The sequence below is a fragment of the Limosilactobacillus ingluviei str. Autruche 4 genome (genome assembly GCF_000312405.1).
GTDB classification, from domain to species: domain Bacteria; phylum Bacillota; class Bacilli; order Lactobacillales; family Lactobacillaceae; genus Limosilactobacillus; species Limosilactobacillus ingluviei.
On the sequence record NZ_HE997173.1, the window covers coordinates 714,582 to 727,435 of the forward strand.

Annotated in this window: 12 protein-coding genes; 4 read left to right on the top strand and 8 right to left on the bottom strand. The window is 54.1% G+C overall.

From position 1 onward, the window contains the following. Positions 1 to 92: 92 nt before the first annotated feature. Both aspS and hisS read right to left on the bottom strand, forming a co-directional pair. Positions 93 to 1,871, bottom strand: coding sequence for an aspartate--tRNA ligase (gene aspS / locus BN54_RS03525; RefSeq protein WP_019205765.1), 1,779 nt, complete (start codon positions 1,869 to 1,871; stop codon positions 93 to 95). Positions 1,872 to 1,875: 4 nt separating this feature from the next. Then, positions 1,876 to 3,168 (bottom strand): histidine--tRNA ligase, encoded by a 1,293-nt coding sequence (gene hisS / locus BN54_RS03530; RefSeq protein ID WP_019205766.1) that lies wholly within the window; start codon positions 3,166 to 3,168, stop codon positions 1,876 to 1,878. Positions 3,169 to 3,553: 385 nt separating this feature from the next. Here hisS and BN54_RS03535 point away from each other — a divergent pair, with 385 nt between their 5' ends. Beyond that, positions 3,554 to 4,420, top strand: coding sequence for an N-acetylmuramoyl-L-alanine amidase (locus BN54_RS03535; RefSeq protein ID WP_019205767.1), 867 nt, complete (start codon positions 3,554 to 3,556; stop codon positions 4,418 to 4,420). A 15-nt stretch (positions 4,421 to 4,435) separates the two neighbouring features. Continuing rightward, positions 4,436 to 5,278: a fructosamine kinase family protein gene (locus tag BN54_RS03540; RefSeq protein WP_019205768.1), complete on the top strand. Its 843-nt coding sequence runs from the start codon at positions 4,436 to 4,438 to the stop codon at positions 5,276 to 5,278. A gap of 137 nt (positions 5,279 to 5,415) precedes the next feature. Here the strand turns inward: BN54_RS03540 and dtd are convergent, their stop codons facing one another. The 6 genes from dtd to BN54_RS03570 form a co-directional block, all read right to left on the bottom strand. Further along, complete coding sequence (gene dtd / locus BN54_RS03545; protein ID WP_019205769.1) at positions 5,416 to 5,853, bottom strand: D-aminoacyl-tRNA deacylase; 438 nt, start codon at positions 5,851 to 5,853, stop codon at positions 5,416 to 5,418. 23 nt (positions 5,854 to 5,876) lie between these two features. Then, on the bottom strand, positions 5,877 to 8,108 hold the full coding sequence (locus BN54_RS03550) for a RelA/SpoT family protein (protein ID WP_019205770.1): 2,232 nt from the start codon (positions 8,106 to 8,108) through the stop codon (positions 5,877 to 5,879). A gap of 12 nt (positions 8,109 to 8,120) precedes the next feature. Then, positions 8,121 to 8,450, bottom strand: a complete 330-nt coding sequence (locus BN54_RS03555) for a diguanylate cyclase family protein (protein WP_019205771.1) — start codon at positions 8,448 to 8,450, stop codon at positions 8,121 to 8,123. Between the two features lie 65 nt (positions 8,451 to 8,515). Then, positions 8,516 to 9,265: a 16S rRNA (uracil(1498)-N(3))-methyltransferase gene (locus tag BN54_RS03560; protein WP_019205772.1), complete on the bottom strand. Its 750-nt coding sequence runs from the start codon at positions 9,263 to 9,265 to the stop codon at positions 8,516 to 8,518. After that, positions 9,265 to 10,224, bottom strand: a complete 960-nt coding sequence (gene prmA / locus BN54_RS03565) for a 50S ribosomal protein L11 methyltransferase (RefSeq protein ID WP_019205773.1) — start codon at positions 10,222 to 10,224, stop codon at positions 9,265 to 9,267. Before prmA ends, BN54_RS03560 begins: the two co-directional genes overlap by 1 nt. Before the next feature lie 90 nt (positions 10,225 to 10,314). Then, positions 10,315 to 10,635, bottom strand: a complete 321-nt coding sequence (locus tag BN54_RS03570; RefSeq protein ID WP_040469900.1) for a hypothetical protein — start codon at positions 10,633 to 10,635, stop codon at positions 10,315 to 10,317. 550 nt (positions 10,636 to 11,185) lie between these two features. Here BN54_RS03570 and BN54_RS03580 point away from each other — a divergent pair. Then, on the top strand, positions 11,186 to 12,139 hold the full coding sequence (locus tag BN54_RS03580; protein ID WP_019205776.1) for an L-lactate dehydrogenase: 954 nt from the start codon (positions 11,186 to 11,188) through the stop codon (positions 12,137 to 12,139). Positions 12,140 to 12,318: 179 nt separating this feature from the next. After that, entirely contained in the window at positions 12,319 to 12,699 is a 381-nt protein-coding gene (gene mscL / locus BN54_RS03585) for a large-conductance mechanosensitive channel protein MscL (protein ID WP_019205777.1), read from the top strand. Positions 12,700 to 12,854 lie beyond the last annotated feature (155 nt).

Below are 12,854 nucleotides of genomic sequence, written 5' to 3' on the forward strand. Positions count from 1 at the left end.
TTCCTCCCGTCCGTTCTGGTTGGGTCCCATTCTAACAAACCTGAAACAAAAACGCCAATCCGTTTCAAACCGATTGGCGTTTTCGTTAAGCATTAGTCTTCATCCGCGGGTGCTTCAGTGGCGACCGTCAGATGTAATTCTTCCAACTGTTCTGGATCAACCGTCCCAGGAGCAGCCGTCATTGGTTCAATCCCCTTGGAGTTCTTCGGGAACGGGATCACGTCCCGAATGTTGTCAGCTCCGGCCAACAGCATTACCCAACGGTCAAAGCCAAAGGCCAGGCCCCCTTCCGGCGGCATCCCGTTTTCCAGCCCCCGCAAGAGGAAGCCAAAGCGGGCGTTGGCTTCTTCCTTGCTGTAGCCCAGTGCCTTTAGGACCTTTTCTTGGACCTTTGGATCGTGAATCCGGATCGAGCCCCCGCCGATTTCGTTCCCGTTCAAAATGATATCGTAGGATTGGGCGTGAGCTTGGTGTGGGTCTTCTCCTTCTTCCAAGTAGTGAAGGTCTTCTTCCTTGAGCATCGTGAAGGGGTGGTGAGCGGCAATCCACTTGCCAAAGCCTTCGTCGTATTCAAACATCGGCCAGTTGACCACCCACAGGTAGTTCCATTGGTTTGGCGCAATCAAATCCATTTCCTTGGCGATAGCTTCTCGCAGGTAACCCAGGGCATCACAAACCACGTGGAAGGTATCGGCCACGAAAAGAATCAGGTCGCCTTCCTTGGCCCCCAAGCGTTCGTTGATCGGGTCGGCCAGGTCCGTTAAGAACTTGGCAATCGGCCCGTTGTAACCGTCGGCCGTGACCTTTACCCAGGCCAAGCCCTTGGCGCCGTAACGCTTGATGTATTCTTCCTTTTTGGTAATGTCCTTACGGGAGTAGTGGTCGGCCCCACCCGGGACCGCAATCGCGCGGACGTAATTGCCGGCCGCCACGGTACCAGAAAAGACCTTAAAGCTGCTGTCCTTAACTAAATCGGACAGGTCGTGAATTTCCATCCCAAAGCGGGTGTCCGGCTTGTCGGAACCAAAGCGGTCCATCGCTTCTTGCCAGTCCAAACGGGGGAATGGCGTTGGCACATCGACCCCCAGGGCCTCCTTCATGACTTGCTTGATCAAGCCTTCGGTCATTTCCTGAATTTCTTCGGCCGTGGCGAAGCTCATTTCCGTGTCAATCTGGGTAAATTCCGGTTGGCGGTCCCCCCGCAAGTCTTCGTCCCGGAAGCAACGCGCCATTTGGTAGTAACGATCCACCCCGGCGGCCATCAACAATTGCTTAAACAATTGCGGTGATTGGGGCAGGGCGTAGAAGTGCCCATCATACAAGCGGGATGGCACCAAGAAGTCCCGCGCCCCTTCCGGCGTTGAGCGGGTCAAGTTTGGCGTTTCCACGTCCATGAAGTCGTGGCTGTCGTAGTAGCTGTGAACGATCGCGGCCACCTTGCTGCGCAACTTCATGTTCTTCATCATTTGCGGCCGCCGCAAGTCTAAGTAGCGGTACTTTAAGCGCAGGTCTTCCGCCGCTTCGACGTCATCTTTGATTTCGAAGGCCGGCGTCTTGGAGCGGGCCAGGATGTTGGCTTCCTTGACTTCGACTTCGATCTTCCCCGTCGCCAGTTCCGGGTTGGCTTGGGCCCGGGCCCGTACCAGCCCGCGGACTTCAATGATGTATTCATTGCGACATTCGTTGGCTACTTCAAACGCCACCCGGTCGTCTTCTTCGTTAAAGACCAGTTGGACGATCCCTTCGCGGTCCCGCAGGTCAATAAAGATCAGGCCCCCCAGGTTGCGCCGCTTGGCGACCCAGCCCTTTAAGACGACTTCTTGGCCGATTTGTGCTTCGCTGGTCCGGCCAGCGTAGTTTGTCCGTTTCATTTGTTTATTCCCCCAATTGTGCCGTGTAGACGCCCTTGAAGTCCGCTAAAACATCCGCCAACTTCAGGGTCACTTCTTCTTGCGTTGCCATATTCTTAAAGTGGACATTGCCGGCGGCCAGTTCGCGTTCGCCGACCGTTAAGACCGCCTTGGCCCCGGCCTTAGCCGCCGTCTTAAACTGGGCCTTTGGTTTGCGGTCCAGGTAGTCGCGTTCCGCAATCAAACCAGCAGCCCGGGCGGCTTGCACTAGCTGCAAGCTGACCAGGTTCGTTGCTTGGCCAATCCCGACCACGTACAGGTCCAGCGTTGGCAAGGTCGGCAAGGCCGCGCCCTCTTCTTCCAACAATAAGAGCAGCCGTTCCAGGCCGATCCCAAAGCCGACCCCGGCCAAGTCAGGGCCCCCAAGTTGTTCGACGAGGCCACTGTAACGGCCCCCACCACAGATCGTGGTGTAACCGTGGCCCAGCGATTTGGCTTGAACCATCACTTCAAAGATCGTGTGGTTGTAGTAGTCCAGCCCGCGAACCATCGTGGCGTCGACCACGTAATCAATCCCTAAGGCGTCGAGCATTTGCTTGACGGCTTCAAAGCGGTCGTGGGCTTCCGGCGTCAAGTAATCCAGAATCGATGGCGCGTCAGCCACGAACTGCTGGTCGCGCGGATCCTTGGAATCCAAGACCCGCAGCGGGTTCTTTTCCAAGCGAGCTTGGGAATCTTCACTTAATTCCGCATAGTGCGGCTTTAAGTAATCAATTAGGGCTTGCCGGTAGTTGGCCCGGCTGGTTTGGTCCCCCAAGGAATTGATGGCGACCCGCAGGTTGGTCAACCCCAGCTTGGCAAATAATTGGCAGGCCATCGCGATGACTTCCACGTCGATCGCCGGATTATTGGCACCAAAGGCTTCTACCCCAATTTGGTGGAATTGGCGTTGCCGCCCGGATTGCGGCCGTTCGTAACGAAACATTGGCCCCAGGTAGTAAACCTTGTAGGGCTTTTGAAATTCCGGTCCGTACAGCTTGTTTTCGTTAAAGGCCCGCACGACCCCGGCCGTCCCTTCTGGCCGCAAGGCGATGTGGCGATCCCCCTTGTCGTTGAAATCGTACATTTCCTTGGTGACCACGTCGGACGTATCCCCAGCGGAGCGTGAAAAGACCTCATAGCTTTCAAACAATGGCGTCCGGATTTCTTGGTAGTCGTAAGTCTTAAACAATTCCCGGGCGACGCCTTCCACGTATTGCCACTTAACCGTGTCCGTTGGCAAAATGTCGGCCGTCCCCTTTGGACGTTGGTAACGCATTATTTTCCCTCCTATTATTACAGCTCCGCAAGCCCCCGGCCTAAAGAAAAAGCACCCCTGCTTTCACAAGGGTGCATTCTAGCACGGTACCACCTTGGTATCACTCACGGATAACGTCGCCAGGCGACGCAGCCCACCTCAAAAGGGTCACTCGATCTGCGTGGATACCGGGCTTACACCCGTCCCGGCTCGCTGAACTCCCGCAGGATCGATCAGGCTTTCTCACTGGTGGCTGAAAATTTTTAATTCTCATTTACCTTACTCGTTCCCCCGCGCCGAGTCAAGTTTTTCCCCGACATTTCCCGGCCCCAGCCTGGAAAAAGGTTGCTTTTTTTATTCAGCCGGTCATACTTATTTTTAAGGAAACAAAAAGGGGCGATTTCGTGTGGAGAAATTGATTCATTACCGCCGCTGGTGGAGCACTTTGCTCCCCATCGGCCTTGCTTTGCTGCTGATTGCCATCATCGCAACCCAAAATCGGCTTACCATCCATAAAGAAGCGGTGACCTTACGGATGGGCCCGGGGCTGACTTACCAGCCCCTCAAGCACCAGGCGGCCACCGAAAAGGTCCGCTTGATTGGGCAAAGTCATAACTGGTACAAATTACGCCTAGGAGATCACCAGGTCGTCTGGGCGCCGGCCTGGCGGGTCAACCACCAAACCAAAGTCGCCCCTGGGAATGCCTTAAGTGAAGCCACGATCGTCATCGACGCCGGCCACGGGGGGACCGACGTGGGGGCCGAACACGTTACTGACAGTAAACAAGCCAAATACATGGAAAAGACTTACACCCTACAAATGGCGCAGCGCGTCGCCGCCAAGCTGCGGGCCCAGGGGGCGCGGGTGATTATGACGCGGACCGATGATCACTTCGTAGATCTCAAGCCGCGCCCGCAAGTCGCCGAACGGGTCAAAGCCGATGCCTTCATCAGCTTTCACTTTGATTCTTCCCCCCACGCCAACGAAGGGAGTGGGATGACCACCTACTATTACCACCAGGGCGCCAGCAAGGCCCTGGCCACCTTGGTCAACCATGAACTTACGCCCCTGCCCTTGGCCAACCACGGGATTGACTTTGGAAATTTCTTGGTCATCCGCGACAACACCCAGCCGGCGATTCTCTGTGAGATGGGCTACATTAATACCAAGCGCGATTTTAAGCAAATTAAATCCGCCCGCTACCAAGACCAAGCGGCGACCCAGATCGTCAAGGGGGTTAACCGCTTCTGCCAGGTGCGGGCTGGGAAATAGAAAGGAAGTCTTGCCATGGAATTACCGTTGAGTTGGTTTGAAAAATTGCCCTTCGCCCCCTTCCAACGGGTGGTGCCGGTGCGCGGCGGGGACATCAACCTGGCCTTTCGGCTGGAAACGGCCACCCAAACCTACTTCATCAAGGTCCAACCCCACCAGCCGGCCAGCTATTTTGCCCACGAACAAGCGGGGTTAACGGCGCTCAGCCAGGCGGTTAACGTCCCCCAACCGTTGGCCAGCGGGGCGCTGGACGATCACGCCTACTTGATTTTAAATTGGCTGGACCAAGGCGCGGGCGATCAGTTTGCCCTCGGCCAAGCGGTCGCTCGGCTCCACCAAATCACCAACGACCAGTTCGGCTTTGCGACCGACCACACCACCAAGGTCTTAACCAAAAACAATCATTGGAATGCCGACTGGGGCGATTTTTACCGCCACCAACGCCTGGCCCCAGAAGTCGCGGCCGCCAAGGCCCAGGGCGTCTGGAATGACTGGCGCGACCAGCACTACCAGCGGATGGTGGCCGCTTTTGCTCACTATTATCAGACCCACCCGGTTCAGCCCAGCCTCTTACACGGCGATCTTTGGGCCGGCAACTTCTTGTTCACCAGTAATGGCACGCCCACCCTTATCGACCCGGACGCCCTGTTTGGCGACCGCGAGTTTGACCTGGCGATGACGACGATTTTTGGCGGGTTTGAGCCGGCCTTTTATCAGGGCTACCAAAGCGTCTGGCCCTTGGCACCGGGTTTTGAAACCCGCCTGCCGTGGTACCAATTCTACTACCTGACCATGCACCTGATCTTGTTTGGCGAAAGTTACGGGCCAAGCGTCGATCAGATTTTACAGCAATACTAGCGGCTGAGAAGAAACCATTTTTTTAGGCTAGAACTGTAAGTAGCAACAACAAAAAGCGCTAGCAATCAACGTTTTCAGTAACGTGGTTGCTAGCGCTTTTGAATTTTTAAAACTTTTTTCCGGCCGCTTTAATTTACTTATTTTTCGTAAATAATCGTCACCGGCCCGTCGTTTTCCAACTCGACTTTCATGTCGGCTCCAAACTGGCCGGTTTCAACGTGAATGCCGGCGGCGGTCAAAAGATCATTAAATTGGTGGTATAAGGGCTCGGCGACCGCCGGCTTGGCGGCATTGGAAAAGCCCGGGCGGTTGCCCTTTTTCACGTCCGCATACAGGGTAAACTGGGAGATCGATAAAATTTCCCCACCGACGTCCTTGAGGCCCAAGTTCATCTTGCCGGGTTCACTTTCAAAGACCCGCAGATTAACAATCTTGTGGGCCAAATATTCCAAGGTCGCCGGCGTGTCTTGCGGCCCAAAGCCGACTAGCAAGAGGTAACCCTTGCCGATCTTGCCGACCACTTGCCCTTCAATCGTGACTTGGGCGTGGTTGACCCGTTGCAATACTACTCGCATCTGCTTTCCTCCGTTACTTTGGCTTAGTGAATGACCCGCTTGACTACGTAAACATCCGCTACGTTCTTCAAGGCATCCTCGATCAAGTGCAGGTGGTTTAAATTCCGCACCCCTACGGTCAAGGAGATCGTGACCATCCGGTTGTGGTCGACCTTCCCGTTGATCGAATTTAAGTAGCGGGTCTTATTGTTGACCACCCGAATCACATCGTTTAACAAGCCATTGCGGTTATAACCTTGAACTTCGATATCCGCGTTATAGTTGGTCCGGTCGCCCTGCGGATCCGACCAGTAGACGGATACTAACCGTTGGCCGCTGGCTTCGCTGGCCTTGACGTTCGGACAATCCCGCCGGTGCACAGACACCCCGCGCCCCTTGGTGATGTAGCCGACGATGTCATCGCCCGGAATCGGGCTGCAACAATGGCTGAGCCGGGTTAAGAGGTTATCGACCCCTTCGACAATGATCCGGTCATTGGAGGTTGGTAGCTTCTTCTTTTCGGGTTTGGCATCAAAGGTCTTGTGTTCTTCCAGCAATTCCTTTTCGGCCTGGCGCTGGCGGTCCTTTTTTTGTTGTTTGCGGACGTCTTCCGTGAACCGGTTGCACACCCCCAGCGGCGGGACATCCCCAAAGCCGACGGCGGCGTAGAGGTCATCGATCGAATTGTAGTGCATCTGCTCGGCGACCTTGCGCTCCAGGTCTGGGACCATGAATTGGACCGGATTAAAGCCATTGTCACGCAGCTCGGTTTCGATGATCCGGTGACCTTCCTCCACGTTTTCTTCCCGGTTGTGGGCGCGGAAGAACTGGCGAATCTTATTGCGGGCCCGCCGGGTCGACACCAGATCCAGCCAATCGCGGCTCGGGCCAGCCGAAGACGTCGAGGTCAAAATATCGACAATATCCCCGTTTTTGATCTCGTAATTCAGTGGCACGATCCGCCCGTTAACCTTCGCCCCCGTGGTATGGTTCCCCACTTCGGTGTGAATCTGGTAGGCCATATCTAACGGCCCCGCCCCCTTCGGCATTTCGATCGCATCACCCTTCGGGGTAAAGGCGTAGACTTTATCGGCAAAGATGTCGCTTTGGACCCCCTGCATAAACTCGTCGGTCCCGTTGCTTTCTTGGCGCAGTTCCAGGATTTCTTTAACGATGTTGAGCTTTTGGGAATCCCGGCTGGTCTGATCAACGCCGGCCGTCTTGCCTTCCTTGTAGGCCCAGTGGGCGGCCACCCCGTATTCGGCCACCTCGTGCATTTGGTGGGTCCGGATTTGGATTTCCAGCGGCCGCCCTTCGGGTCCAATCACCGTCGTGTGTAAGGATTGGTAACCATTGGCTTTCGGCATGGCGATGTAATCCTTAAACCGCCCTGGCATCGGCTTCCAACTGGTGTGAATCGCCCCTAGCACGGCGTAACAATCGCGGATCGAATCCACCACGACCCGAATCGCCAAGAGGTCATAGATTTCGCTGAATTGTTTGTGTTGGGTCACCATCTTGCGGTAGACCGAGTAAATGTGCTTGGGCCGCCCGTAGATCTCAATTTCCCCGCTTAAGGCCAAGTCACTGATTGATTGTTTGACCTGGTCGATCGCCGCGTTAATGTAGCTGACCCGCTGATCGCGCCGTGAATTCATCAGGTGGACGATCCGGTAGTATTGTTGCGGGTTTAAGTAGCGCAAGGACAGGTCCTCTAATTCCCACTTGATCGTGCTGATCCCCAGCCGGTCGGCAATCGGGGCGTAAATCTCCAAGGTTTCGTTGGAAATCCGGCGTTGCTTGTCCGGGCGCAAATGCTGCAAGGTGCGCATGTTGTGCAACCGGTCGGCCAATTTGACGATCATCACCCGAATATCCTTGCTCATTGCCAACAGCAATTTTCGGTGGGTCTCGGCCATTTGTTCCTTATTGGACTTATAGTGAATCTTGCTGATCTTGGTATCGCCATCAACGATTAGCGCAATCGTCGGCCCGAAGAGCTCTTGGATGTCGCCTAAGGTGGCCCCGGTATCTTCGACAATATCGTGCATGTAGCCCGCACACACCGTCTCCGGATCCATCCGCAACTCGGCTAAGATCCCCGCAACTTGAATCGGGTGAATAATGTAGGGTTCCCCCGATTTGCGCACCTGATTGGCATGGGCCACGGCCGCAAAGTGATAGGCCCGCTCAACCAAGGCCACGTGATCCTCATTCATGTAAGCAGCGACCATCGCTTTGACATCTTGATGCGTTAATTCTTTCACCTTCGACATCCCAATCCCCCCTTAGTCCGGTTTTGACATTGACCAAGCCAGGTAACTGATTCCCAAGTACACTAAGGCAAAGGGCCACATGTAACGCGGCGCAAACTGATACGCCCCTAACAAGTAGGCCCCCGGAAACCAGAACAGCATCCCGCTTTTTCTGGTTACCAAGCGCTTACCCAGCCAAATGCTGAGCCCGCTGTTGATGATCAAGAGCAAACCGCCGACCATCAGCACCCGGCTGATGAGCCCACTGCGCGCTGCCAGCCCCGTCACCAGGATTCCCATTACCAGACTGATCACGATGGCAAGGCGATCACTTGCTTGCCACCATTGTTTTATTCTTTGCATTCGCATTCCCTCAAATCTGCCCGATTAGATAATTCTTATTTTAGCACAGGTTCCCCGCCGGGAAATCACAGATTGCCCTGCAGTTCCAATTGGTAGGAGGTCGCCGCCAAAAAGTACAGCGGGGCCGTCTCCGTGCGCAAAATCCGGGGCCCTAAGCCGACCGCTTGAAAGCCCGCCGCCGTCATCGCCGCGACTTCCTGGCTGGTCAACCCGCCTTCCGGGCCAAAGAGGGCCAAGATGCGTTGGCCCGCTTGCAAACTGGTCAAACTTTGCGTCAAGGCCGCAGCTTCGCCTTGCTTCGCCGACTCTTCCCAGGCGACCAGACGCTGATCAGCAGGTTCCTGTAAAACGGCGGCCAGGTTAGGCCGGTATTCAACCGTTGGCAACCAGGTCCGGTGCGACTGTTCCGCCGCCCCCAGGGCAATCTTTTGCAGCCGGTCCAATTTCTTCGCGACCTTTTTGGCGTCCCAGTGGCTGACCGAGCGTTCACTTTCAAAGAAGATAAAGTGGTGGGCGCCCAGTTCCGTTCCCTTTTGGACAATTAGTTCCGGTTTTTCCTTGGTCTTGGGTAAACCGCAAGCCAACGTCACCGTCACAGGCAATTCAACTTGGCTGGTCAGCGGAGTCGTCAGCGTGATGGTCGCCGGCGTCAGGGCGACGACCTCGGCTTGGTAAGCCTGGTGATCCGCCAGCACGACTTCTACGGCTGTCCCAACTTGCGCCCGCAAGACCGTTACCAAGTGGTGGGCCACCGTGGCGGGGAGAACCAGCGGCGTGTCCGTCGCGGTTTGTTCAGGTAAAAAATAACGTTGCACTACTCGTCTTCCCCCTTCTTGTGGGCAATGATCCCATACCAATCCTTGATCCGCAAGGTTTCATCAATCACAAAGCCCGCGGCCTCTTGGGCGTGTTTGACCGTTTCAAACTTATCCTTAATAATGCCGGAGGTCAAAAAGGCCCCGCCCGGCTTAAGGTTAGCCAGCGCTTGAGGAATCAGGGGCAGGATGATTTCTGCCAAAATGTTGGCGACCACCACGTCCACTTGGGTGTTGATCCCGTCTAAGAGGCTGTTTTGCGCCACTTGCACGTCCGCGGCCACCGGGTTTAAGGCCAGGTTCTTTTTAGCTGAGGCCACCGCCACCGGATCCAGGTCAAAGGCTTGCACCGCCCCGGCCCCTAATTGCTTGGCGGCAATACTCAAGACCCCCGAACCGGTGCCGACATCCAGCAAGCTTTCGCCCCCGCGCAGCGTCATTTCCAGGGCTTGGAGCATCAGCTTGGTCGTCGGGTGGGTCCCGGTCCCAAAGGCCATCCCCGGATCCAAGACCAGCAATTTTTCATCCGGGCTGGTTGGTTGATACTCGGCCCAGGCCGGCACGATCGTCAGCTGGCGGCTGAGCCGGATCGGGTGGTAATACTTTTGCCAGGCCAAGGCCCAATCGTCATTTTCCAATTGGTGCACCGTGACCGTCCCCGGCGCCGGATCCAAGCCAAAGTCGGCTAATTGCCGCACGGCCGCTTCAATTTCCGGCAGGATTTCCGGCACAAAGGTCGTCGGCGCAAAGTACCCCGTTACCGCCGCACCGCTTTGCCGGTGGGGCAAGCTGAAGGGATCAATGATCGCCCCATACTGGTCGGGTTGGCTGGTCAGCTGCGCAAAATCGGCGGCGTCATCAATCTTCACCCCGGCCGCCCCGTGGTTGGTTAGTTGGTAAGCGACGGCTTCCACGGCCGCCGTACTGGTTTCAACGATAATTTCTGTCCACTGCTCCATCTTATTTCCTCCGCTGTCACAGTTCTTAAAAAAACGAAAAGACCCCGACAAATCGCTTTGCCGCGGCCCCTGAAATTTAGTATGATGGCCTTATTCCGACGCCGGGTGTTCAGCTGGCGTGGCTGGGGCCTCATTCTGCTTGGCATCCCCCGCTTGTTGGCGCTTCTTTTCCAAATGATTGGTCAAGTAAATGATCAAATCGCGCTCGGTCTTAAAAATCCGCGGGTGGTGCTGGTGGTGGAGTCGGACGTCAATCTCATTAATCTTCAATCGACCCGTCCACGTATGGGAGTATCGAATGATTACCCGGTTGTTAAGTTTATGCTTACCAAACCGGAAGATGTAGACGTGTTCCGGTGTCATCATCGGGCGAATATATTCCTTCTTATACGTCAGATCGTTATCCCGCATAAACTGTTTGGTCCGATTTAAAATGGTAATCACCTCCTCAACTGATTCCAGGGCACTGCGCCCTTACAATGTGTTAATTTTACCATACCCTTGGCAACGTGCCAAAGACTATGCGTAGTTTAAGCTAGTATTTTACCATAATTTTAGTCTGCTGAAAGGTGGTTTTTGCAATGACCTTGCTTTTTTTACTACTCGGATTGTGGCTGCTCTGGAAACTCTTTAAATTTTCGCTCTGGCTCTGTGGGGTGTTTTTGTTCTTGATAATTGCGGCGATCCTATTCAAAGTGCTGTTATGGCCGGTTTTACTGTTGGGATTAATTGTCGTCTGCGGAATCGGTGGACTGGGTCGCTAACGATATCACAAACTTAATATTGTGAAAAATTAAAAGGCCAACCCCTTTCATTTGCAAAAGAACAAGAAAAAAGCGCTTTCAAACTTGTGAAAAAATTCGCGATTTTTCTAACATTGTGAGAAGGAGCATGATATAATAGTTTTCGCGATGGAGGAGGACCTCCGCAAAAGTCACACAGAAAGAGAGTGTATTATCTTATGTCTAAGAATCACCAAAAAGTTGTCTTAGTCGGTGACGGAGCCGTTGGTTCCAGTTACGCTTACGCCATGGTGCAACAAGGGTTGGCCGAAGAATTTGCCATCATCGACCTGTCCAAGGAACGCACGGAAGGGGACGCCTTAGACCTCGAAGACGCTACGCCATTTACGGCGCCTAAGTTGGTTTACGCCGCTGATTACGACACTTGCAAGGATGCCGACCTGGTCGTAATTACGGCCGGGGCCCCACAAAAGCCGGGTGAAACCCGGTTGGACCTGGTTGACAAGAACATGAAGATCATGAAGTCAATCATCGAACCAATCAAGGCTTCGGGCTTTGACGGGATCATCCTGGTGGCGGCGAACCCAGTGGACATCTTGACATACGCCGCGCAAAAGTTCTCCGGCTTCCCGAAGCACAAGGTAATCAGCTCCGGGACGTCCTTAGACTCCGCCCGGCTGCGAGTTGCTTTGGCCAAGAAGTTCAACGTCAGCCCAGTTGACGTGATGGCCAACATCTTGGGTGAACACGGTGACACGGAATTCGCCGCTTACTCCAGCGCGACGATCGGTGGCAAGCCGCTCTTGGACATGGCCAAGGAAGCCGGCGTTTCGATGGACGAACTGCTCCAAATCGAAGACGAAGTGCGCCACAAGGCTTACGAAATCATCAACCGCAAGGGCGCAACCTACTACGGGGTTGCTACGGCCCTGATGCGGATTTCCCGGGCCATCTTGCGGGACGAAAACGCCGTGCTGCCAATTGCGGCCCCAATGAACGGTGAATACGGCTTAGACGACATCTACATCGGGACGCCAGCCGTTATCAACGCCCAAGGGATCGACCGGGTAATCGAAGTGCCACTGGACGAACGGGAAACCAAGGCCATGGCCGCTTCAGCTAAGACCTTAAAGGAAATTGCCACGGCCGGGATGGCTAAGCTGCAAGGCTAATTTGCTTAAAAAAACTTTAAAAAGACGGAACCCTACGGGGAACCGTCTTTTTTTAATAAAAGTTTTAAATTTTGTCCCTTATTAATCAAATGATCAGAAAATTTATCTTTTCAAGCGCGATTTTTCCCGTATAATGGTTAATGACTGTTTAGCAAACTGGAAGAAAGGACGTTTATATTGTGATCAAAGAATTCAAAGAATTTATCAGTCGCGGGAATGTGATGGACCTGGCCGTTGGGGTTATCATTGGTTCGGCCTTCACGGCGATCGTAAAATCCTTGGTAGCAAACTTGATCAACCCGTTGATCGGGATTTTCCTGGGGAAGATCGACCTGTCAAACTTGGTTCTCTCCGTTGGCGACGCCCACTTCAAATACGGGCTCTTCTTGAACTCGGTCATTAACTTCTTGATCATCGCCTTCGTTGTCTTCTTACTGGTGAAGGCCATTAACAAGGCTATGCCAAAGAAGGAAGAAGAACCTGAAGTTCCGGCTCACGCCAGCGCCGAAGAATCGCTGGAAAAGATCGTGCAAATGCTCGAAGACCAAAAGCAAAAGTAAGTTTAAAGGGACCAACGAAATCACTCGTTGGTCCCTTTTCTTATCCCTATATTTAAACTCGGCTGCCACAACTTTTGCTTAATAGACTTGGACATAGTAGTGATAGCAACACTCAAAAATCCGCTAATTCCAATTTTAACACACGACATATTTAC